20 protein-coding genes, 1 tRNA gene and 1 pseudogene are annotated in these 21,267 nt (G+C 67.1%); 7 read left to right on the forward strand and 15 right to left on the reverse strand.

The features are described 5' to 3' along the window. Together A5730_RS25240 and A5730_RS18530 are read left to right on the forward strand one after the other, a co-directional pair. Positions 1 to 841: MAP_0585 family protein (locus A5730_RS25240; RefSeq protein ID WP_231994717.1), on the forward strand; the 841-nt coding region annotated here is incomplete at its 5' end. A gap of 97 nt (positions 842 to 938) precedes the next feature. After that, positions 939 to 1,178 (forward strand): hypothetical protein, encoded by a 240-nt coding sequence (locus tag A5730_RS18530; protein ID WP_055403276.1) that lies wholly within the window; start codon positions 939 to 941, stop codon positions 1,176 to 1,178. A gap of 10 nt (positions 1,179 to 1,188) precedes the next feature. Here the strand turns inward: A5730_RS18530 and A5730_RS18535 are convergent, their stop codons facing one another. Both A5730_RS18535 and A5730_RS18545 read right to left on the reverse strand, forming a co-directional pair. Next, positions 1,189 to 2,133 carry a transglycosylase SLT domain-containing protein gene (locus tag A5730_RS18535; RefSeq protein WP_067903486.1) on the reverse strand — a complete coding sequence of 315 codons (945 nt, stop codon included), beginning with the start codon at positions 2,131 to 2,133 and terminating at the stop codon, positions 1,189 to 1,191. A 455-nt stretch (positions 2,134 to 2,588) separates the two neighbouring features. Then, positions 2,589 to 3,353 carry a DUF4383 domain-containing protein gene (locus A5730_RS18545; protein WP_067903492.1) on the reverse strand — a complete coding sequence of 255 codons (765 nt, stop codon included), beginning with the start codon at positions 3,351 to 3,353 and terminating at the stop codon, positions 2,589 to 2,591. A 774-nt stretch (positions 3,354 to 4,127) separates the two neighbouring features. Here A5730_RS18545 and A5730_RS18550 point away from each other — a divergent pair. Then, positions 4,128 to 5,921 carry a hypothetical protein gene (locus A5730_RS18550; RefSeq protein ID WP_231994718.1) on the forward strand — a complete coding sequence of 598 codons (1,794 nt, stop codon included), beginning with the start codon at positions 4,128 to 4,130 and terminating at the stop codon, positions 5,919 to 5,921. A 110-nt stretch (positions 5,922 to 6,031) separates the two neighbouring features. Here A5730_RS18550 and A5730_RS25005 read toward each other — a convergent pair whose 3' ends face one another. The 3 genes from A5730_RS25005 to A5730_RS18565 form a co-directional block, all read right to left on the reverse strand. Beyond that, a complete protein-coding gene (locus tag A5730_RS25005) occupies positions 6,032 to 6,475 on the reverse strand; it encodes a hypothetical protein (protein ID WP_231994719.1) in 444 nt (147 codons plus the stop codon). Between the two features lie 181 nt (positions 6,476 to 6,656). Next, a tRNA-Thr gene (locus A5730_RS18560) sits at positions 6,657 to 6,728 on the reverse strand. Between the two features lie 28 nt (positions 6,729 to 6,756). Next, the gene (locus tag A5730_RS18565; protein WP_067903501.1) at positions 6,757 to 7,473 is read right to left on the reverse strand and encodes a hypothetical protein; all 717 of its coding nucleotides are present in this window, start codon (positions 7,471 to 7,473) and stop codon (positions 6,757 to 6,759) included. Positions 7,474 to 7,629: 156 nt separating this feature from the next. Here A5730_RS18565 and phoP point away from each other — a divergent pair, with 156 nt between their 5' ends. Then, positions 7,630 to 8,349 carry a two-component system response regulator PhoP gene (phoP, locus tag A5730_RS18570; RefSeq protein ID WP_055403270.1) on the forward strand — a complete coding sequence of 240 codons (720 nt, stop codon included), beginning with the start codon at positions 7,630 to 7,632 and terminating at the stop codon, positions 8,347 to 8,349. A 30-nt stretch (positions 8,350 to 8,379) separates the two neighbouring features. Beyond that, positions 8,380 to 9,838 (forward strand): annotated as a pseudogene (locus A5730_RS18575) (sensor histidine kinase). Here the strand turns inward: A5730_RS18575 and A5730_RS18580 are convergent. Further along, a complete protein-coding gene (locus A5730_RS18580) occupies positions 9,810 to 10,214 on the reverse strand; it encodes an HIT family protein (RefSeq protein WP_067903508.1) in 405 nt (134 codons plus the stop codon). The pseudogene A5730_RS18575 and the gene A5730_RS18580 overlap by 29 nt on opposite strands. A gap of 136 nt (positions 10,215 to 10,350) precedes the next feature. Here A5730_RS18580 and A5730_RS18585 point away from each other — a divergent pair, with 136 nt between their 5' ends. Beyond that, positions 10,351 to 10,998: a dihydrofolate reductase family protein gene (locus A5730_RS18585; RefSeq protein ID WP_067903510.1), complete on the forward strand. Its 648-nt coding sequence runs from the start codon at positions 10,351 to 10,353 to the stop codon at positions 10,996 to 10,998. 13 nt (positions 10,999 to 11,011) lie between these two features. On the opposite strand, the gene A5730_RS18590 is transcribed toward A5730_RS18585, so the two are convergent. The 9 genes from A5730_RS18590 to A5730_RS18630 form a co-directional block, all read right to left on the reverse strand. Next, entirely contained in the window at positions 11,012 to 11,428 is a 417-nt protein-coding gene (locus tag A5730_RS18590) for a ketosteroid isomerase family protein (protein ID WP_067903513.1), read from the reverse strand. A gap of 17 nt (positions 11,429 to 11,445) precedes the next feature. Further along, positions 11,446 to 13,479: an FAD-dependent oxidoreductase gene (locus A5730_RS18595; protein WP_231994720.1), complete on the reverse strand. Its 2,034-nt coding sequence runs from the start codon at positions 13,477 to 13,479 to the stop codon at positions 11,446 to 11,448. A 44-nt stretch (positions 13,480 to 13,523) separates the two neighbouring features. Then, complete coding sequence (locus A5730_RS18600; RefSeq protein WP_067903519.1) at positions 13,524 to 14,651, reverse strand: NDMA-dependent alcohol dehydrogenase; 1,128 nt, start codon at positions 14,649 to 14,651, stop codon at positions 13,524 to 13,526. Positions 14,652 to 14,806: 155 nt separating this feature from the next. Further along, on the reverse strand, positions 14,807 to 15,346 hold the full coding sequence (locus A5730_RS18605) for a hypothetical protein (protein ID WP_067903523.1): 540 nt from the start codon (positions 15,344 to 15,346) through the stop codon (positions 14,807 to 14,809). Further along, positions 15,346 to 15,555, reverse strand: coding sequence for a ferredoxin (locus tag A5730_RS18610; RefSeq protein WP_067903526.1), 210 nt, complete (start codon positions 15,553 to 15,555; stop codon positions 15,346 to 15,348). Before A5730_RS18610 ends, A5730_RS18605 begins: the two co-directional genes overlap by 1 nt. Before the next feature lie 6 nt (positions 15,556 to 15,561). Continuing rightward, the gene (locus A5730_RS18615) at positions 15,562 to 16,914 is read right to left on the reverse strand and encodes a cytochrome P450 (protein WP_067903530.1); all 1,353 of its coding nucleotides are present in this window, start codon (positions 16,912 to 16,914) and stop codon (positions 15,562 to 15,564) included. Then, positions 16,911 to 17,732 (reverse strand): SDR family oxidoreductase, encoded by an 822-nt coding sequence (locus tag A5730_RS18620; protein ID WP_067903533.1) that lies wholly within the window; start codon positions 17,730 to 17,732, stop codon positions 16,911 to 16,913. Before A5730_RS18620 ends, A5730_RS18615 begins: the two co-directional genes overlap by 4 nt. Beyond that, a complete protein-coding gene (locus A5730_RS18625; RefSeq protein WP_067903536.1) occupies positions 17,733 to 18,950 on the reverse strand; it encodes a cytochrome P450 in 1,218 nt (405 codons plus the stop codon). After that, the gene (locus A5730_RS18630) at positions 18,947 to 19,585 is read right to left on the reverse strand and encodes a TetR family transcriptional regulator (RefSeq protein WP_067903539.1); all 639 of its coding nucleotides are present in this window, start codon (positions 19,583 to 19,585) and stop codon (positions 18,947 to 18,949) included. Before A5730_RS18630 ends, A5730_RS18625 begins: the two co-directional genes overlap by 4 nt. Positions 19,586 to 19,793: 208 nt before the next feature. Between A5730_RS18630 and A5730_RS18635 the strand changes: the two genes are divergently transcribed. Continuing rightward, on the forward strand, positions 19,794 to 21,263 hold the full coding sequence (locus A5730_RS18635; protein ID WP_067903543.1) for an aldehyde dehydrogenase: 1,470 nt from the start codon (positions 19,794 to 19,796) through the stop codon (positions 21,261 to 21,263). The last annotated feature ends 4 nt before the right edge of the window (positions 21,264 to 21,267 follow it).

Raw genomic sequence — 21,267 nt, forward strand, 5'->3', positions numbered from 1 at the left:
CCCCGGCGGCGGCGGCTGCGCGGGGAACCCCGGTGGGCCCGGCGGCACGCACAGCGGACCCGGCGGCCAGCAGGGCGGACCGGGTGGCCAGCAGGGCGGACCGGGCGGGCAGCAGGGCGGACCCGGCGGGCAGCAGGGCGGACCCGGCGGGCAGCAGGGCGGACCGGGTGGCCAGCAGGGCGGACCGGGTGGCCAGCAGGGCGGACCCGGTGGGCAGCAGGGCGGACCTGGTGGGCAGAACAACCCGCAGCAGGGCGGCCAGAACAACCCCCAACAGGGCCCGCAGAACTCGCCGGCACCGAACGACCAGGGCCCCCAGCAGGGCGGCCCGAACAACCAGCCGCCGGGTGAGCACGGGCAGAACCCGCCGGGCGGGCAGACCAACGCGCCGGCGAACGGGCAAAACCCGCCGCCGCAGGGCCGGCAAGCGCTCAACCCACCGAGCACGCAGCCGGCGCACCCGCCCTACATTCCGCGCGGGACGTACGTCAGTGGGAACGCCCAAATAGGCGGGCCCGGCGATGCGCGGGCGGGCTTCAGCGTCGTGGACCACGGGGCGCCCCCACCGCCGCCGCCGCGAGGCCATGGCTGGAACGACGGCCCGGCCCCCGGCCACCCGCCGCCACACTGGGTGGGCGCACCGCCTCCGGGGGGCTGGGACGGCCCGCCGCCTCCCGGCGGATGGAACCGCCCGTGGTCCGGGCCGCAGCGTGACGTCGTTCTCGCGCAGGCCGATTTCGGGCCGTTCCAGTACGAGACCTACACCGCCATACCGGTTTTCAACTGGCAGTTCGGCGGTTGGGGCTTCTGGTACATGGGGGTTTGGGTTCCGCTGTACTGACGGGCCGGCCCGAACCGAGCCGCCGACGGGCGCGGCCGCCGTAGCCGGTTGCGCCCGTTGCCGGGCGGCGAGCCCGCGGCCGTGGCAGGCTCCGGGCATGGATGTGCGAGAGAACGTCCGCCGAGCCATCGACGTGATGACGGCTTGGACGTCCGACAGCGGCAACGAATTCGCGTGGACCCGGCTCGTCGAGAACGTGATCGACGAGCCCGATGGCGAGATCATGCTGTTGATGGGCTTCGTCAACCTTGCCGGTGAGCTCGGTATCAAGCTGGAGAGGGCCACCGGTCAAGACGTGCGATCGCACCTGCAGGACATCGCCCTGAAGTACCTGTGACCCGGGTGGGCTACTGCGGATGGGTCGCCAGGTAGTCCTCGACCGGGATCGGTGACGATGCGGCGTAGCCGACCGGCAGCAACACATCGCCGGCAGTGGTGACGTAATAGACATCCCACCGGTAGTAGGTGGGGAAAGCGGCGGGATCGCTCCCAATCAGTGCGGCGTACTGGTCGACCGCCTGGACGTAGGCGTGGGCGTGGTTGTACCCGTAGATGGCGCGATCGTGGTCATTGGCAAAGCCGTTGGCGGCGAGGAATCGGCCCGCGGCCATGATGCTGTCGCGCGGGGAGTTGACGTCGCCGCCTTGGCCGTAGGTGGCGAACGTCGACGGCAGGAACTGCATGGGCCCCTGCGCCCCGGCCGTGCTCACGCCGTTGATGCTGCCGAATCGGGTCTCGACGAGGTTGATCGCGGCCAGGTAGTTCCAGCCGACACCGGTCTCCGCTTCCGCCGCGTGGTAGTCGCTCATCAGCTCGTCGGCGGGAATGGGGGGGTCGATCCGCCACGGGGGCAGCGCGCTTTTCGCAGGGGTCATCGACTGCAGTTGTCGTCGGGCATCGAGGTTGCGGTCGTAGACGTCCACGAGTTCCGACGGGATCCGCGGCCGGGTGATGGAGTCCCATTCGGGGTGCCGCCCGATGGCCCGGTAGGCGGCCTGCTCGCGGTGCGCCGCCGCCGACAGGGCAGGTTCCGGGGTCGACGGGTCACGCAGCGCGCGTTCGTCGGCGACGAGGTCGTCGGATACCTGCGCCGGGTCCGACGCCAGCTGGGGCTGCGCGCCGAGGGGTGGATTCGGCGCTGCCGCAAGGGTTCTCGACGCGGCGGGGGTGGCGGGCGCGGTGACTGCGGTTGAACCGGTCGTCGCGGGCTTGGCGGTCGACGCCGAGCAGGCGACGGCCGCGAACACGACCGCGCCGACGAGCGGCGCCGCGACGGCACGGTTACGGCTCACTAGGGTTCTCTTTCGTCGAGTTGCCGTGAACAGTCTTTCGCATCGAGGGCCTTGACAGCAATGCCGTAACGGCCCCTGGCGAATGCCGTTTCGAGTTGCGGGCGGCCGCAGGCTATTTCACACTGGAGGATCGGCTTCCCAGCAGAGTGGAACAGTTACATGCCCGACCGCGAACGCACCGCCAAACGAACCGTGATTCGTCGAGCTTCCGACCGCGCGGACTCGAATTTCGCCCGTCGCCTAATCGGTCCGGTGATGATCGCGGCGATGGTCACGGCGCTTTTCGGCGCACCGGATACTCGCCCGCAGTTGCCACCCGGGTGCGCGATCGGTTGGACGATGGTCGGCGGCGTGCTGATTTACGTGCCGGACTGCACGCATCGGTCGCCCGCTCCACCGCCGCCGCCGGACGGGCCCCCGCCCAACCCCGCTCCACCGCCAGCCGATCAGTAGTTTCAGCGGCGGCGCATCCAGATGATGATGCCGACGACAAGCACCACGATCACCAAGACCGCAGGCGCGACGCCGCTCGAACGCCGCGCCGCGGAATGCCCCAATGCTGTTGGCTCGCTGACCTTCTGGGGTGGGGAGGCAACTTCGGGCGGCGGGATGCTTGGCCCGGGGTGGCTGTCGAGGGTTCCCATCTCCGGCTCGGGCGGCACCGCGCCCGGCGATGCGGCCTCGCGCTCGAAAACCGCTCCGGAGGCCGCGGACTGCTGCTGGTCGCGGTCGCTTCCCCGCCGCGGCACCCAGGCCTCGTCCCCCAACTCGTCGGGAATCAGCCATAACAGCAGGGCCAGGTTGACCACCGCCAGGACGCCGTGCAGGACGATGTCGGCTGCGTGGAACCCCAGCGGCGTCGGCGTCGTACGCGCGGTGGCGACGCTGCTGAAAAACAACAACAGCGTGTAACCCACGGCACTCAACGCCGTAACCGCCACGGCCGCACGGCGTTTGGCGACGGCCGCGATGGCCAGCACTCCGAGCGCCAGCAGTGTCGCGCTATGCGCCGGAGCCGACGCCAGGCCGAGAACTGGGACGCCGGTCGGGCCGGCGTGCGGATGCAAGGCAGCCGAAAGCAGCCCGGCGACGCCGAACGCGCTCACCAACACGCCCTCGGCGAGCAGCCACCAACGCCCGGTGCGGAAACGTCCCGGGTCCGTCGGGACCCTGTGCAATCCCGACGTCAGCCCGGGAACGGGCCCCGCCGTAACCGGCATCGCGGACCTCCAGAGTGAACGGCAAGTCTTTGATATCGGCTACCCACTGCGGCCGGCCCTACGCATGCGGTTCTTGGTCCCGGCGGCTCGCCAAACGCGCGTCAAATAGCACTTTCGCAGCAACGCTGACGGGGATACGATCTCCCTGCACGGAGATTGGCGGTGCTCATCATGGCTAATCATTTCGCACTCATCGGCCCAGCCGTAATCGGTCTGGCCATCGCGACCACGTCCCTCTCGCCGGCGGTGAGTAGAGCCGCCGAATGTGGCCAAGGCACGGTCTACGACGCACCGTCCAATACGTGTGTCGTGCTGGCGCAGGCACCCGAACCAGTGGCTCCGCCACCGCCTCCGGAAGCGCCACCCCCGCCACCCCCGCCGCCTCCGCCACCGGCGTGGGGCGGCCCCAGGCCGCATGTCTGGGTCAGCGTCTGCGCGCCCATCCCGTTCGTGAACATCTGCGCGGGAATCTGACGCCATTCATCTCGACGGCCCGGGGATTGAACTCGCCCGTCGGAATTGGCCGCGAAGAGGTTTCGCTATATCGCGGCGCCGTGACCCGTTGAAGAATAGGATCCCGTTCGTCCCACCGGTCGCCGATATGGTGCGAGGGAAATCATGTCCTATCTCTTCCGGAGCAGATTCTCGGTCGCAGCGGTCATTTTCGCTTTAACCGTTGCCGCATGCTGCTCGCCTTCCCGGCCACCGGACGCTTGCGCGGCCCTGTCTGAAGAGATGTCGCAGCCCGCTGCCAGCGCGGATATGGACATGGGTATGGACGCCATGGACGGCGTGGGGATGCTGAGCCCGGAGACCAAAGCCTGTCCCTTGTCTGTCCTGACCGAGAATGATCCAGCACCGCCGCTCTATTCCGCCATCGGAAGCGCGCATTGGTACGTGCCGGTGGGCCAAGATTATTTTGACCAAGGCTTGAGATTCTACTTCGGATTCAACAACCGCGAAGCCTATCGTGCATTTCGCAAAGCGGCCGCCGAGGCCGAGGACAAGGGAATCAGTTGCGCGGCATGCTATTGGGCCCAGGCGCTCGTGCTTGGAGTCGACCTCAATATGTCGAAGGAGTTGCCGCTCGACCGCAAGACTGCGAATGAGGCGCTGCACCGCGCCCTGGATGCCAGTCCAAGTCCGGAAGACCGGGCGATCACTTACGCCTTGTTCGAACGCTATCAGAACTGCAATCCCAACGAGCAGGACGATGCCGAAGAGAGGAAATGTCAGAAGATTCGTAACCGGACCTATTACGACGGCATGAAATCCGTGCTGGAAAGGTTCGGCCGAGATGACCCCAACGTCGTCACGCTGTTCGCCGACGCCGCGATGAACCTCACACCATGGGGCTACTGGTATCAAGACGGGAAGCCGGTCGTTACGTTCTCCGCGCAGATCACCGAGGCGAGGGACGAACTGGAGAGGGCGCTGAAATTCGTCCAACGCCCGCGAAATGAAGGACCCATCCATTGGTATATCCACTTGATGGAGCAGTCGCCGTGGCCGGACGCGGCCAAGCAATACGCCGACTGGCTGGGACCGCTCGCGCCGAATTCGGGTCATCTCGTCCACATGCCGTCGCACATCTACTACCGCATGGGCGACATGCAGGCCGCGATCACGGCGAACAAACGGGCGGTCGATGCGGACGAAAGGTATTTCGCCCAGGAGCCGACTCTGTATCGTCCCGACGGCGACCGCTATAAGTATGGGTACTATCCCCACAATATTCATTTCGTCATCGACGCCGCAGCGTTGACCGGCGATAAGGATGACGTCAACCGTTATGCGGACAAGCTGCTCGAGGCGGCTCCCGACAAAGCGAACGGGCTCCGCGCGGACCTATACCGGGCCGTCTACTATCTCACCAGGTTGAATTTTTCCAGCACGGCGGATATCCGTAAATTCGTCGAACCCAATCCTTTTGAGGCACAACCGCTCGCCAACGTTGCCTACGACTTTGCGCAACTGATGGCGGATATATGGGAGGGGCAAGATTTCAAGCAGTCGGCCGGCAAATTCGACACCGACCTCGCCGCGTACCGCAAAGCAACGGACAGATCGAACCCGACCTGCAACATTTACGCCCCCCAACGTCCTCCCGATCTGTGTCTGGCCGCGATCCTCGACAACCTGAGACGTGCGCGTACAGCCGCCGCAACCAAGAATTGGAGTGAAGCGCTGGCCGCAGCGGAAAGCGCTCGGAAGATCCAGGACACCCTGCGCTATGACGAGCCTTCCCTGTGGCCCTACCCCGTGCGCCAGACGGAGGCCTCGATTCTGATCCGCAAGGCGGATGCCGATAACACGACGACGCCAGCGGGCCGAGGCGATCTCGCGGAGGCCAAGCTGCGTCTGCTGGAGAGCCTGAATAAGGCAGCCACCGACGATCCGACCCAGATCCCGACTGGGAAGTATCCCGGAAACGGCTGGGCCTATTACGGGCTGTGGGAGATCGCGACGCGCGACGGCTCCCTGCCGGCCGATGTCGCGAAGGCCAGGGCAGAACTCGACGCCCACTGGATGGGGACCGCTGAGTTCCAGACGCTCGATCGCATGTAGGGCGGCGCGCATCCCAGCAGCGCACCCCCGGGCCAATCGCATGAAACGGTACTGGCGAGCATCGCGCTTGGACGCAAGCGATGACACCGCGGGCCGCTGGGCGGTGGCCGTCAGGTGTGGACGATCAAACCCGCTTCGGTGTATGGAGCGGCCTGGGCGGGATCGTTGATCGTGAGGTAGAGCTCACCCCCCGCCGGCATAACGAAGCCGACGAACCCATGCGCGGTCTGGCCGTCGTGTAGGCCGCCCTGCTGCAGCGGGGGCATCTTGTCGAGCCGCCTGAAGTCGACCGCCATTGATGCCGGCCGGGGAGCATCGCCGGGGCGGGTCCATGGCTCATTGCCCCCGCCGTATCCGGCAAACATGTAGGCCTGGTCGAACTGGAAGAACCGGTGGGACGTCCCGGTGATGGTCAGCTCCACCACGTTGCAGCCGGGGTCACCCGACGCATTCGCGAAATGGGAGGCGCAGCCCGGCGGCAACCACGTCGCACTGTTGACGGTGATGTCGGCGGTTGCGCCGCCGGCCGCCCGCACGTGCAGAGGCACACCCATCTCGCCGATCGGGAACGGTGGATTTTCGGACGTGGGCTCAGCCGAACCGGTGGCACACGAGCACGCGGCAAAGACCACGGCGACCGCGGCCGCGGCACCTACAGTTTCCGCGCGCACCCACAGGACGTTACCGCAACGCTGCCGCGAAAACGCGCGTCATCCATCGGCAGTCACCGTATCGAGCCCCCTGTCAGGATTGAACTGACGACCGCTCGCTTACAAGGCGAGTGCTCTACCACTGAGCTAAGGAGGCGGGATCAAGCCGGGTCAAGCGTAATCGGTCACTCGCCGCTGTCGATCACGCGCGTTGAGCGCACCGGACGCGACGACGGGCGCCGTCGGCCCGGCAGCGGAATGCGGTCGGTGATGTTGCTCAGGGGGTTGACCACCATGGTGAGCGCGACGACGGCGTCCTGCAGCGTGGCGATCGCCGGTTCCAGCGCTTCCATCCCGGGCGTCAGCCGCGCCAGGGCGTCGGCGACGTCGGCGAGCTGATCCAGCGGACCGCGCTTCGCCGTCAACTTGTCGACCAGCCCGCCCTCGCTGAGCAGCCGGTCGGCCAGCCCGTCCTCGGCCAGCAACCGCTCGATCAACCCGTCCTCGGCGACCAGCTGGTCCGCCAGCCCGCCTGGCTGCAGCGTGCGGTGCAGGCCGCCGCCCTCCGCGGTGAGGCGGTCCAGCAGGCCACCCTCCGACGTCAGCATGTCGACGACACCGCCCGGGCGCAGCAGCCGGTCGATCGGCCCGTCCGGCGCGACCGCCCGTCCCAGCGGCGCGTCGTCGTCCAGCAGTCGGGCGAGCCGGTTGGCGCGCACGATCGCGTCGTCGATTCCGAGCATGGACGTCATGGCGGTGGTGCCGGCGGTCCCGCCGTCACCCAGAGCTCGTTTCGCCACCCCCACCGCCGTGCTCGCGACGGTCAGGCTGGCATCCGCGGCGGCGAGCCCGACCCGTGCCGGGGCGGTCGCGGCCGAGACGATCCGTGCGGCGAAGTTCATTCCACGAGTTTATTCGCGACGCGGACGCACCGACTTGCGCAGGTCCAAGCCGATGCGAGGATTCCTGGCAGACTACTATCAGAGTGTTGGCACTGAGCTTTCAGCAATCACACAACCTTCACATAGCTAACGTTCAACAAGAGGCAGAAGAACCTGATGACCGCGGCAACCCCAACCGAATCGAAACCGGAGGCTCGCGTCCTCGTAGTCGACGACGAGGCCAACATCGTCGAACTGCTCTCAGTGAGCCTCAAATTTCAGGGTTTCGAGGTCTACACCGCGACGAACGGAGCCCAGGCCCTGGATCGTGCGCGGGAGGCACGTCCCGACGCGGTGATCCTCGACGTGATGATGCCCGGCATGGACGGGTTCGGGGTTTTGCGTCGCCTACGCGCCGACGGTATCGACGCGCCCGCGCTGTTCCTGACGGCCCGAGATTCTCTGCAGGACAAGATCGCCGGCCTGACCCTGGGCGGCGACGACTACGTCACCAAACCGTTCAGCCTCGAAGAGGTGGTCGCCCGGCTGCGGGTCATCCTGCGCCGCGCGGGCAAGGGCGGAGCCGAACCGCGCAGTGCCCGACTGACTTTCGCCGACATCGAACTCGACGAGGAAACGCACGAGGTGTGGAAGGCCGGCGAACCGGTCTCGCTGTCGCCGACCGAATTCACGCTGCTGCGTTACTTTGTGATCAACGCGGGCACGGTGTTGAGCAAGCCCAAGATCCTCGACCACGTCTGGCGATACGACTTCGGAGGTGACGTCAATGTCGTGGAGTCCTATGTTTCGTACCTGCGGCGCAAGATCGACACCGGGGAGAAGCGCCTGCTGCACACCCTGCGCGGCGTCGGTTACGTGTTGCGGGAACCGCGCTGAGCGCGCGCCCGGTCATCAGCGTTAACAATCATGGCCACACCGCATCGACGTGGATTGCCGCTCCGGGTAGGGCTGGTCGCCGCCACCCTGGTGTTGGTGGCGTGCGGGCTGGCGGTCTCGGGCATCGCGGTCACGTCGATCCTGCGGCACAGCCTCGTCACGCGGATCGACCAGACGCTGCTGGACGCGTCCCGCGGGTGGGCGCAGGCACCCCGCCGGCAGTCGCCGCCGCCCTACGAGGGGCCCGACCCCGGCCGGCCACCGTCGAAGTTCTACGTGCGGGGCATCGGCATCGACGGCACGCCGTTCACCGCCATCAACGACCGCAACGCCGAACCGGCCTTGCCGCCCAACAACGACGTGGGCCCCAATCCGACGACGCTGCCGTCGGTGAACGGGTCGGACATCCAGTGGCGCGCGGTGTCGGTGCGCGGCCCGCACGGCCTGACGACCGTCGCGATCGACCTCTCCGACGTCCAGCACACGGTCAGCTCCCTGGTGTGGCTGCAGATCGGCATCGGGGTGGCGGTGCTGGTGGTGGTCGGCATCGCCGGCTTCGCGGTGGTGCAGCGCAGCCTGCGGCCGTTGTCCGAGGTCGAGCAGACCGCTGCGGCGATCGCCTCCGGTCAGCTGGATCGCCGTGTGCCGGAACGTGATCCGCGCACCGAGGTGGGTCGGCTATCGCTCGCGCTCAACGGCATGCTTTCTCAGATCCAGGAAGCGCTCGCGTCCTCGGAGTCCTCGGCCGCGAAGGCCCGCGGCTCCGAGGAGCGGATGCGGCGGTTCATCACCGACGCCAGCCACGAACTGCGCACCCCGCTGACCACGATCCGCGGCTTCGCCGAGTTGTATCGCCAGGGCGCCGCGCGCGACGTCGCCATGCTGCTGTCGCGGATCGAGAGCGAAGCCAGCCGGATGGGGCTGCTGGTCGACGACCTGTTGCTGTTGGCCCGCCTCGATGTGCAGCGGCCACTGGAGCACAACCGGGTCGACCTGCTGGCGCTGGCCAGCGACGCCGTGCACGACGCACAGGCGATCGATCCGAAGCGCACCATCGCCATGGAGGTCCTCGACGGACCCGGCACCCCGGAGGTGCTCGGCGACGAACCGCGGATCCGGCAGGTGCTGTCCAACCTGGTCGCCAACGCGTTGCAGCACACGCCCGCGAACGCCGACGTCACCGTGCGGGTCGGCACCCACGGGGACGACGCGGTGCTCGAGGTGGCCGACCAGGGTCCCGGCATGACCGAGCAGGACGCGTCACGGGTGTTCGAGCGGTTCTATCGCACCGACTCGTCGCGGGCGCGCGCCAGCGGCGGCACCGGCTTGGGTCTATCGATCGTCGACTCGCTGGTGCGGGCGCACGGCGGCGCCGTCACGGTGACGACCGCGCCCGGGCAGGGCTGCTGCTTCCGCGTCACGCTGCCGCGGGTCAGCGAGGTGCCGGCGCAGGAGCCGGTTCACGCCAACTGAGCCAGGGCCGCCTTGATCTTGGCCTGCGCCTCGTCCAGGGATTCCGCCGACGGGTTGCGGTCGACGTTGGCGAAGCCGAAGTCGCTCAGGCGGCGGGTGGGAAACACGTGCACGTGCAGGTGGGGCACCTCCAGCCCGGCGATGATCACCCCCGCCCGCTCGGTCCGGAAGGCCTTGCACACGGCCTTGCCGATCAGCTGACTCACGGCCATGATCCGCGCGAACGTCGCGCCGTCGACGTCCTGCCACTGATCGATTTCGGCGCGCGGCACGATCAGCGTGTGCCCCTGGGTCATGGGCTCGATCGTCAAGAACGCGACGACGTCGTCGTCCTCGTAGACGAAGCGGCCCGGAAGTTCACGGTTGATGATCTTGGTGAAGATCGACGCCATGGCCCCAGCATAGGGGCGGCGAAATTGCCGCCATGGTCGCGGTCGGCGTCGCGTGACGACCGTGACGGCAATCTCGGCGATGAGTTTTGCGGGCGCCGACGGTCAGTCCAGGCACGGACCCACAATTAGGAGCTTCATGTCACACGTGCGTGTGCACAACTTCTCGGTTTCCCTCGACGGATTCGCCACCGGTACTGGCCAAAGCCTGGATGCGCCTTTCGGGCACGCCGGCGGCCGGCTGCACGAGTGGTTCTTCAAGACGCGCACCTTCCGAGCGATGCACGGCGAGTCGGGCGGGTCGACCGGCATCGACGACGCGCTGGCCAGCCAGTGGGAGCCGGGCATCGGCGCCGAGATCATGGGCCGCAACAAGTTCGGGCCGCAGCGCGGCCCATGGACAAGCGGTGACGAGTGGAAAGGGTGGTGGGGTGCCGAGCCGCCCTTTCACACGCCGGTCTTCGTGCTCACCCACCACCCGCGACCGCCGATCGAGATGGAAGGCGGCACCACCTTTCACTTCATCGACGCTCGCCCGGAGCAAGCCATCCAGCTGGCCCGAGAGGCGGCGGGGGATCGCGACATTCGCCTCGGCGGCGGGCCTTCGACCGTCCGGCAATTCATCGCCGCCGACCTGGTCGACCACCTGCACGTCGTGGTGGTGCCCATCGTCCTGGGGCGGGGGGAGTCGTTGTGGGAGGGGCTCGAGGACTTCCAGCAGCGGTTCACGCCTGAGTCGGTGAGCAGTCCCAGCGGCGTCACGCATCTGATCTTCACGCGCCGCTGACCTCACCGCGGCGTCACTCCTGGCCGAACTCCATCACGTCGAGGTTCCAGTAGCCGCGCATGTTGGTGATCAGCCCGGCGTCGTCGACCTTGTAGGTGAACACGCCGCGCACCTTGCTGGTCATCCCGCCCTCAAACTTGCTCTGCAGCACCAGGATATGAGCGATCTCGTTGGGCGAGCTCGACGGGAAAGTCTCCTCGCAGGTGATGGTCAGCTGATTCTTGGCGATGTTGTTGTCGAAGAACTCGCCGACGGCCGCCTTTCCGCGGATCCCCGTGCCGTCGGGATTGGTGACCGACTTGCCGATCGGGTCCTCGATGACGACGTCGTCGGTCATCAACGCCAGCCAGCCGTCCCGGTCTTTGCCCTGAGCGCAGCGCCACGAGGACTGCGACGCGGTCAGCGCCGGGGATTGGGCGGTTTGGGTCATCGTTGTTTCTCCTGTCACTAGATTGCGCACGCGGCGCGTGCGCCTTCCTCGGTGGCCTTTCGGATCAGCCCCAGTCCGGTGCAGTCGCCCGCCGCGTGCACGTCGGCGCCGGGCAACGCGGCGATCAGCGCGTCGAACAGCGTGGTGTCGGCCTCGACCGCGCCGGCCAGCACGACGCTGTCGGCCCGCAACCGCCGGGTGGTGCCGCCGGCGGGGGTGAACATCACCGCTTCCGGGGTGATCCGTTCCACGCGTGCCCGCACGTGCACGGCGACGCCCAGCCGGTCGAGTCGATCCATGTGCTCAGTCTTGCGCTTGTTGCCCACTTCGGGCGCGATGTCCTTGCCGGATTCCACAATCGACACCAGCCGACCCCGGCTCGCCAGAAACTCGGCCAATTCCAGGGCGACCAGGTCTCCGCCGACGATCGTGACCCGGCGCCCGACGGGCATCCATGCGCGACTGGCCAGCCGGACGGCGGCGGGCCGCACCAGGCGCTGCCGCCAGCCGCCCAGCGCGGACGCCCCGAGCCGCTGCCATGCCGGGGCGCCGAATTCCGCTCGGCCGCCCAGCAATTCACGCAATCCGGGCCCCGTATGCACGTGCGGCAGGTCGGAGCCGGGGATCGTCGGCACCGCGAGACGGCCCCCGGTCGCCACGACCACAGCGTCCGGGCCGGCGTCGACGATGTCCCGAGCCGAAATCTCCTGGCCCAGCCGTACTTGCGCGCCGCTGAGCCTGATCTCGTCGCGCAGGTAGCGCAGGAACGGCTGGTTCTCGGGATGCAGCACCGACGCCCAGCGCAGCGCCCCGCCCAGCGCGGCGCTGCGTTCGAACAGCGTGACGCGGTGGCCGCGTTCGGCGGCGACCCGCGCCGCCTCCAGGCCGGCGGGCCCGCCGCCGACCACCACGACCCTCTTCGCGCGCGTGGCGCGGGCCGGCGACAGTTCGCGCTCCTTGCCGGTGCGGGGATTGACGGCGCAGTCGACGGAGAAACGCTGTTCCATTGCATCGATGCAGTTTTCGCAAGAGATGCATCGACGGATCCGGTGCGGCCGCCCCTCGCGGAGTTTGCGCGGCAGGTCGGGGTCGGCCAGCAGGGGACGGCCCATCGCGATGAAATCGGCACGCCCGTCGGCCAGGATCCGCTCGGCGCGGACCGGATCGTGAATGCGGCCCACGGCGATCACCGGCACGTCGACCGCCTGCTTGACCGCGGCCGCGGCGCCGACGTTGAGCTCCTCCCCGTCGTCGGCGCCGTTGACCATTCCGGTCACCAGCCGGTCGATCACCCCGCCGCTGACATGGAAGGCGTCGACACCGGCCGCGACGAATTCCGTTGCCAGCTGCGCGGTCTCGAAGATCGGGCGGCCACCGGCGACCCGTTCGTAGCCCGAGATGCGCAGCGTGATCGGGAGGGCGTCACCAATCTCGGAGCGGATCGCGGCGAGCGCATCCAGCACCACCCGTGCCCGGCCGCGCGCCGAATCGCCGCGGTACTCGTCGGTGCGGCGATTGCGTTGGGGCGCAAGGAAGGAGCCCAACATCATGTAGCCGTGCGCGGCGTGCAACTCGATGCCGTCGTAGCCCGCCTCGACGGCACGCCGCGCCGCGGCCTTGAACAGATCGAACACCCCGCACAACTGGTGCTTCGTTATCTCGGCCGACGGGCGCCCCGTGAGGTAGGAGGGGATCACCGACGGCCCCAACGATGTGACACCGAAGATCTCGGGCCCCAGACCGTCCGGTCCTGCGTGCACGATCTGCGGCTGGATCTTGGCGCCGTGCTCGTGCACGACCTCCACCAGCGCCCGATGCGCGCCGACGGCCTCGTCGGTGGCCAGGTGCAGACCGCCGGGCGTCTCGGGGTGTTGATGGTCAATTCCCGTGGCGCCCAGCGTGATCAACCCCACCCCGCCTCTGGCACGGGCGGCGAAGTAGTCACGGGTGCGCTGGGACGGCAGCCCGTCCGGTGTGCCGTACATGGTCTCCATCGGAGACATGACCATGCGGTTGCGCACCGTCATGGCGCCGATCCGTCCCGGCGCCATCAGGTGACCGAACCCGGTCACTGAAGGACCAGTGGGTGGGGGAGTTACCGGTCGGCGTCCGTGTACCGGATGACGCCGCGAATGTTCTTGCCGTCCAGCATGTCCTGGTAGCCCTCGTTGATCTGCTCGAGGCGGTACTGGGTGGTGACCATGTCGTCCAGGTTCAGCTTGCCGGCCTTGTACATCGACAGCAGCTGCGGGATGTCGTACTGGGGGTTGCCGCCGCCGAAGATGGTGCCCTGCAGGTTTTTCTGCATCAGGGTGAGCATCGCCAGGTTCAGGTTGACGTTGGTGTCCAGCAGGCTGCCGATGGCGGTCACCACGCAGGTGCCGCCCTTCTGGGTGATGTTCAGGTAGTTGTCGATGTCGGAACCCTGAAGTTCGCCCACGGTGACGACAACCTTGTGGGCCATCAGGCCGTAGGTGACCTCCATGATGCCCATCAGCGCCGCGTTGATGTCGGGATAGACATGCGTCGCACCGAATTTCAGCGCCTGGTCGCGTTTCCACTCGACGGGGTCGATCGCGAAGATGTAGCGCGCGCCGGCGTTGACGGCGCCCTGCAGCGCCGCCATGCCGGCGCCGCCGGCGCCGACGATCGCGACGTCCTGACCCGGCCGGATGTCGGCGGTGCGGACCGCCGAGCCGTAGCCGGTGGTGACGCCGCAACCCACCAGAGCCGCCACCTCGAACGGGACGGACGGGTCGATCTTCACCACCGAGCTGCGGTGCACCACCATGTAGGGCGAGAACGTGCCCAGCAGCGTCATGGGGAAGACGTTCTGGCCGCGGGCCTGGATGCGGAAAGTGCCGTCGGAGACCGCGGCGCCGCCGAGCAGGCCGGCCCCCAGGTCGCACAGGTTACGCATGCCGGCCTGACAGGTCGGGCATTGGCCGCAGGACGGGATGAACGACAGCACGACATGGTCGCCCGGGGCGATGTCCTCCACGCCCGGGCCGACGTCGGTGACGATGCCGGCCCCCTCGTGGCCGCCGAGCACCGGGAAGCCGGCCATCGGGATGCCGCCGGTGACGAGGTGATGGTCGGAGTGGCACATGCCCGCCGCTTCCATCTGGATCTTGACCTCGTGCGCTTGCGGGTCGCCGATCTCGATTTCCTCGATAGACCAGGGCTGGTTGAACTCCCAGATCAGTGCGCCTTTTGTCTTCACGATGGTCCTGACCCCATTTCGCCTTTGAATCGATCAGAGCTGCCCGGCTCCTTCATGCCGGACAACTTGGTGACGGGCGCCACAGGCACCCTTGTCGCGTCAGCATAGCGCGTGCAACAAATCAAATGCTTGGTTGGTCCGTCATCGGTCCGCGGTCACCAAATCGGGACGGGTGCCTGGCCAAGCGGGTAGTAGCCCGGCAGCTTTTCGCCGGCGAGGCTGCGCTCGATCCGCTTCTGCATGCCGGCACTGAGGTCGCCGGACTCGATCAGCGTCGCGAACATCTTCGCCACGTGACCGAAGTCGAAGAAGTCGCGCTGCCACTCGATGAGGTTCTCGGCGTTGAGGCGGAACCAGCTGCCGCCGATGCCGTAGATCTCGTCCTGGGTGCCGTCGGCCTTGTTGACGATCTGCTTCCAGAAGCCGACGATCTCGCCCTGCTTCTCGTCGATGAGTACCTTCTGGTACTCGTACACCCAGTTCTCCAGGCCCTCCATTTCCAAGCCGAGGGCGATGTCGCGGATCTCGTCGACGCCGACGCACATGACGTCTTCCTTGGGGCCGATGTTCCAGCCGTAGGTGGCGTCGTGCGTGTAGAAGTCCGCCAACGGCCGCCAGTCACCGGCCTTCTCGCAGTCCTTGTTGGCCTGCAGCCAGCGGTCGACCCATGCCTCGAGTTCCTCGCGTGACGCCATTATTGATCTTCCTTCTCTTTGATGAACAGTGCATGCGTTGGGCACATGTCGACCGCGCGCTCGACTTCGTCGCGGGCGTCTTCGGGCGGTTCGGGGTCGAGGATCTCGACCTTGCCGCGCTTGGGCACCCGAAAGTAGTCCGGCGCCTCAAGTTCGCACATGGCGTGGCCCTGGCACAGATCCAGATCGGCTTCGATTCGAAAACCCATGATTGGTCAGGCTTTCCGCTTGCGGTAGCGCACCTTGGCCGGCCGGGCAAGCTGGACGACCATCTTGGAGTGGTCGTTGTGGTAGCTGTCGGCCGGCTGGGCCATCTCGAACTCGTACTCGCGCAACAGGACCGAGAAGATCGCCTTGATCTGCATCTGGGCGAACGCGGCACCGACGCAGCGGTGTCGCCCGGCGCCGAACGGAATCCAGGTCCACCGATTGACGATGTCGGCCTGCTCGGGCTTGTTGTAGCGATCGGGCTTGAACGCATCCGGGTCCGGGAAGTCCTCGGGAATCCGGTTGCTGATCGCCGGGGAGGCGGCGACGAAGTCGCCGGCGTGAATCGGAAAGCCCTCGACCTCGAACTCGCCCTTGGCGACCCGCATCAGGATGATGAGCGGCGGGTGCAGCCGCAGCGTCTCCTTGACCACGTTGTCGAGCTTCGGAATCGACCGCAGTGCATGGAAACTCACCTCCTGGCCGTCGGCGTAGAGCTCCTCGAGCTCGGTGAGCACCTCGGCGTAGATGTCGGGGTGGCGGATCAGCTCGATCAGCGTCCACGCCGAGGTTCCCGAGCTGGTGTGGTGGCCGGCGAACATCAGCGAGATGAACATCCCGGTGACCTCGTCCGCGGTGAACCGGGGGTTGCCGTCCTCATCCTTGATCGACACCAGCACGTCGAGCATGTCGCGGTCGGTCTTGTCCTTGGGTGGATTGGCCACCCGCTGGTCCATGATCTCCTGCACCAGCGCAACGAGTTTGACGCGGGCCTCGTCGCGCCGTTTAAAGCTTTCGATCGGCAGGTAGGGGTCGACGTAACACAGCGGGTCGGTGCCGCGTTCCAGCTCGTGGTAGTACTCCGCGAACCGGTGGTCGAGCTGGTTGCGGAATTTCACGCCGATCAGGCAGGCGGTCGAGGTGTAGATGGTCAACTCGGAAAAGAAGTCGAGCAGTTCGATCTCGCCCTCGTCGCCCCAGTCGGCGATCATCCCCTTGACCTGAGCCTCGATGGTCGCGGCGTGCCCCTTCATCTGCTCACCGCGCAGCGCCGAATTGTGCAGCATCTCCTTGCGCCGCTCGGGGCTGGCGTCGAACACCACGCCCTTGCCGAAGATCGGCGTCATGAACGGGTAGGCCTCGGCCTGGTCCAGCTCCTCGTCCGCCGAGCGGAAGAAGAACTCGTTGGCCCCCGCGCCGGAGAGCAGGATGACATGCTTGTCCACCAGCTGGAACCAACCGACGTCGCCACACTCGTCGCGGACGCGCTTCATCAAACCGATTGGGTCGGTGCGGAATTCCTCGAGGTGGCCGTGCTCTTCCTCGCCGCCGGAAACCCGCGGCACAATCGCTGTGGTCATGGCATCCCCTCTTCGCCGAGTGCGAGTTTCTGGCGATCCTTCTTGTCGGCCAACGGGGCTTCGGGCTGAAGCTCCATGTTCGCGATGAAGCCACCGCGGGGCGTCTCGGCGACGAACGTGATGGCGCGCGCCAGGTCCGCCGCGCGCAGGAAGTAGTCGTGGCGGGCCTGGCCCCATTTGGCCCAGTCTTCGAGTGCGGGGCCGATCTTCTCGGCCGGCAGGCTCCAGCCCATCGAGGTTTTCGTCGGGCCGGGATGCACGATCGAGGCCCGCACGCCGGTGCCCTCGAGCTCCATCTGGAAGTTGGTGACCATCGCGACCAGGGCGGCCTTGGCGGCGCCGTAGGCCCCCATGTGCGGTCGCTGGCGCAGGGCCACGTCGGACCCGACGAAAATCAGGTCACCGCGCTGCCGCTCCAGCATGCCGGGCAGCACCGCCGCGGCCAGGCGGTTGGCGCCGACGAGGTGAATCTGCAGCTGCGATTCGAATTCGTCGGTCGTGATCTCGGCGAGCTTGCCGAAGTAGGTGTCGCCGGCGCCGGCCACCAGCACCTCGATGTCGCCCAGGGCGTCGACCGCCTGCGCGACAAAGGATTTCACCGAGTTGGGGTCGGTGACGTCCAGGTGGAAGCCGACCGCCTCGCCGCCTTCGGCGTTGATCTTGCCGACGATGTCGTTGAGCTTCTCCACCCGGCGGGCACCCAGGGCGACCGGGAAACCGTGCGCCGCCAGCTCGATGGCGGTGGCCTCTCCGATGCCGGACGAGGCGCCGGCGACGATCGCCGGCCTGCGCTCGGGCAGGGGGTCAAAGCGGGGCATTCAGCGGACCTCCACGGTCATTGGTAGGTGAGCGAATCCGCGGACATTGCTGGAGTGGACGCGGACGGCGTTGGCCTCGTCCACCTCGTATCCGCGGATTCGCTTGAACAACTCGGTGAGCGCGACCCGGGCTTCCATGCGTGCCAGATGCGCGCCCAGGCAGAAGTGTGCGCCACTACCGAAACTCAGTAACTTGGGCCCGATTTCGCGCCCGATCAGATAGTCGTCGGGGTTGTCGAAGACCCGTTCGTCGCGATGGCCCGAACCGGGCAACAGCAACACGACGTCGCCGTCCGGGATGGTGGTGTCGTAGAGGGTGAGCTCCCCGGAGACGGTGCGGGCCAGGATCTGGCTGGACGTGTCATAGCGCAGGGTTTCCTCGACCCAGAGCGGCACCAGCGAAAGGTCGGCGTAGACCCCGGTGAGTTGATCCGGATTCTTGTGCCCCCAAAACGCCGCGTTGGCAAGGAGTTTGGTGGTTGTCTCGTTGCCGGCGATCACCATCAGGAACATGAAGCCGAGCACTTCGTCGTCGGTGAGCCGGTCGCCGTCGATCTCGGCCTCAAGCAGTGCGGTGGTCAGGTCGTCGGTGGGCTTGGTGCGCCGCTCGGCCACCATCTGCTGGTAGTACACGATCAGGTTGAGCGACGCCTCGACGGCTTCCGGCGGCACGTCGGTGACGCCTTCCTCGCGGTGCATCACGCCGTCGGCCCAGGCGCGGACCTGGTCTCGATCCGGCTCGGGCACACCCATCAGCTCCGAGATCACATCCATGGGGAGTTTTCCGGCGAACTCGTCGATGTAGTCGACCGCGCCAACTCTCGCGTTCTGCAACATGGTGTCGAGGTGTCGTGTCGCGATCTCGGTGACACGGGGCTCCAGCTCACGAATCCTCCTGGGCGTGAACCCCTTCGACACCAGCGTCCGCAGCCGCAGATGGGCGGGATCGTCCATCGCCAGGAACGACATCGTCTTGGACGCGTGCGGGCCGCGCGACGCCGGATCCAGTGAGACGCCGTACTTGTTGGACAGCGTCGTGCTGTTGCGGAACCCTTGCAGCACATCCTGGTGACGGGACAGCGCCCAAAACTTCAGGTCCTCATTGCGATATAGCGGAGCCTCGTCGCGAAGGCGCTTGTAGTACGGATACGGATCCTCATGGAAGTCGTAGTCGTAGGGATCGAGGACCAGGTCGTGGTCGCCAACGTGAACGGTCATCCGGTTTTGTTCTCCTGGCTAGTCTCTCCCGCGCCGGTCAGGATCAACCGCACGACATAGGCCAGCCTGTCGGCGATTTCGCGGTAGGTGAATTCGCCGCTACCGGCCTGAACGAGCGCCCCGAAGAACGACATTTCCAGCGCCGAGACGGCGGTGGGGTCGGCGTCCGGACCCATGGCGGAGGTGATGCGGCGGTGAATCTCGGCACCGATCCGGTCGCGCGCGGCGGCCACCGCCGGCTCCGCTCCGCCGCTGAGTAGCGCGGTCGTGCAGGCGGCGCTGACCTCGGGCTCGTCGGCGACCACCAGCGCCAGGTGGCGCAACGCCTGTTCCACCCGGTTGGGCATCGGGTCGTTGACATCGGTGAAGTAGGGGACCTGCCGCACCAGGTCGAGATAGACCTCGGCGATCAGGTGGTTCTTCGAGGAGAAGTAGGTGTACGCGGTCGCCGGGGCGACTTTGGCGCGGGCCGCCACCGCGCGCACCGTCAGGTCGGCGTAGGACTTTTCGCGCAGCGTCTCGATGCCGGCCGCAAGCACCTTGCGGAAGGTCTCCTCCTGGCGGCGGTTGCGCGCCGGCCGGCCGGCCTGGTCTTCGGCCTGCGACGTGATCGTCACCAGTGCATCGCTGGACACATGTCCAAGCTATCGGACTGACGAGACCGGAAGCAAGCCCGGCCGGGGAAGATGCTCGTTAAAGTGCAATTTCTCGGCCATAAGCAGCGGGCGGCGGGATCGGGCCTTGCACCGCCGACGGCTGGGCGGCTATGGTTCGATTCGAAAATATCGGACAACTGTCCACCGACCGCCCACACGATTTGGTCCGCACAGACGGGAGCGCGAGATGGCCTTGTTGGCCGAAGGCGTGAGCTCACTGTTCATCGACGGCAAGATGTCGCCCGGCAGCGCCGGCACCTTTCCGACGATCAACCCGGCGACCGAGGAAGTCCTCGGGGCCGCGGCCGATGCCGACGCCGCGGACATGGACCGCGCCATCGATGCCGCCCGGCGCGCCTTCGACGAGACGGACTGGTCGCGCGACACCGAGCTGCGCGTGCGATGCGTGCGGCAGCTGCGCGAGGCGATGCAGCAGCACCTCGAAGAGTTGCGCGACCTCACCATCGCCGAAGTCGGCGCGCCGCGAATGCTCACCAGCATCGCCCAGCTCGAAGTTCCGGTCAACGACCTCGCGTTCGCGGCCGATACCGCCGAATCCTACGAGTACAACCAGGATCTCGGCCTGGCGTCGCCGATGGGCATTCCCACCCGTCGCACGATTGCCCGCGAGGCCGTCGGTGTCGTCGGCGCGATCACTCCGTGGAACTTTCCCCACCAGATCAACCTCGCGAAGATTGGGCCCGCGCTGGCCGCCGGCAACACCGTCGTCCTCAAACCCGCCCCCGACACACCGTGGTGCGCGGCCGTGCTGGGGGAGTTGATCGCCGAGCACACCGACTTTCCGCCCGGTGTCATCAACATCGTCACGTCCAGCGACCACGGCGTCGGCGCGCTGTTGGCGAAAGACCCTCGGGTTGACATGGTTTCGTTCACCGGTTCGACCGCCACCGGCCGCAGCGTGATGGCCGACGGTGCCGCCACGATCAAGAAGGTCTTTCTCGAGCTGGGTGGCAAGTCGGCGTTCATCGTCCTCGACGACGCCGACTTGAGCGGAGCGGTGGGCGTGGCGGGGTTCTCGGTGTGCATGCACGCCGGGCAAGGGTGCGCGATCACCACCCGGTTGGTGGTGCCGCGGGCGCGCTATGACGAAGCCGTCTCCATCGCGGCCGCCACGATGGGCGGCATCAAGGCCGGCGACCCGACCGATCCCGGAACCATCTGTGGCCCAGTGATTTCGGCGCGGCAGCGCGATCGGATCCAAGGCTATCTCGACTCAGCCATCGCCGAGGGCGGGACTTTCGCGTGTGGGGGCGGGCGGCCGACCGACCGTGAGGTCGGTTTCTTCATCGAGCCCACCGTGATCGCGGGTCTGGGCAACGACGCACGGTGTGCGCGCGAGGAGATCTTCGGCCCGGTCCTGACGGTGATTCCGCATGACGGCGACGACGACGCGGTGCGCATCGCCAACGATTCACCATACGGGTTGTCGGGCACCGTGTTCGGCACCGACCCGGACAGGGCGGCCAGGGTGGCCGCGCGGGTCCGCGCGGGCACGATCAATGTCAATGGCGGCGTGTGGTATTCGGCCGACGCACCGTTCGGCGGCTACAAGCAGTCCGGAAACGGCCGAGAGATGGGTCTGGCCGGCTTCGAGGAGTACCTGGAAATCAAGACCATTGCCACAGCGGTGAACTAGAGGA

Origin of the sequence: Mycobacterium sp. ACS4054 (assembly GCF_001667275.1) — a bacterium.
Classification (GTDB): domain Bacteria; phylum Actinomycetota; class Actinomycetes; order Mycobacteriales; family Mycobacteriaceae; genus Mycobacterium.

Bases quoted from the DNA above. Each gene is read 5' to 3' on its own strand.
- A5730_RS18635 (WP_067903543.1), top strand. From the start codon at position 19,794: ATGGCCTTGTTGGCCGAAGGCGTGAGCTCACTGTTCATCGACGGCAAG.
- A5730_RS18610 (WP_067903526.1), bottom strand. From the start codon at position 15,555: ATGGGTTTTCGAATCGAAGCCGATCTGGATCTGTGCCAGGGCCACGCC.
- A5730_RS18605 (WP_067903523.1), bottom strand. From the start codon at position 15,346: ATGGCGTCACGCGAGGAACTCGAGGCATGGGTCGACCGCTGGCTGCAG.
- A5730_RS18550 (WP_231994718.1), top strand. From the start codon at position 4,128: ATGGACGCCATGGACGGCGTGGGGATGCTGAGCCCGGAGACCAAAGCC.
- A5730_RS18585 (WP_067903510.1), top strand. From the start codon at position 10,351: ATGTCACACGTGCGTGTGCACAACTTCTCGGTTTCCCTCGACGGATTC.
- A5730_RS18625 (WP_067903536.1), bottom strand. From the start codon at position 18,950: ATGACCGTTCACGTTGGCGACCACGACCTGGTCCTCGATCCCTACGAC.
- A5730_RS25005 (WP_231994719.1), bottom strand. From the start codon at position 6,475: ATGGGTGTGCCTCTGCACGTGCGGGCGGCCGGCGGCGCAACCGCCGAC.
- A5730_RS18590 (WP_067903513.1), bottom strand. From the start codon at position 11,428: ATGACCCAAACCGCCCAATCCCCGGCGCTGACCGCGTCGCAGTCCTCG.
- phoP (WP_055403270.1), top strand. From the start codon at position 7,630: ATGACCGCGGCAACCCCAACCGAATCGAAACCGGAGGCTCGCGTCCTC.
- A5730_RS18620 (WP_067903533.1), bottom strand. From the start codon at position 17,732: ATGCCCCGCTTTGACCCCCTGCCCGAGCGCAGGCCGGCGATCGTCGCC.
- A5730_RS18595 (WP_231994720.1), bottom strand. From the start codon at position 13,479: ATGGCGCCGGGACGGATCGGCGCCATGACGGTGCGCAACCGCATGGTC.
- A5730_RS18530 (WP_055403276.1), top strand. From the start codon at position 939: ATGGATGTGCGAGAGAACGTCCGCCGAGCCATCGACGTGATGACGGCT.
- A5730_RS18545 (WP_067903492.1), bottom strand. From the start codon at position 3,353: ATGCCGGTTACGGCGGGGCCCGTTCCCGGGCTGACGTCGGGATTGCAC.
- A5730_RS18615 (WP_067903530.1), bottom strand. From the start codon at position 16,914: ATGACCACAGCGATTGTGCCGCGGGTTTCCGGCGGCGAGGAAGAGCAC.
- A5730_RS18580 (WP_067903508.1), bottom strand. From the start codon at position 10,214: ATGGCGTCGATCTTCACCAAGATCATCAACCGTGAACTTCCGGGCCGC.
- A5730_RS18565 (WP_067903501.1), bottom strand. From the start codon at position 7,473: ATGAACTTCGCCGCACGGATCGTCTCGGCCGCGACCGCCCCGGCACGG.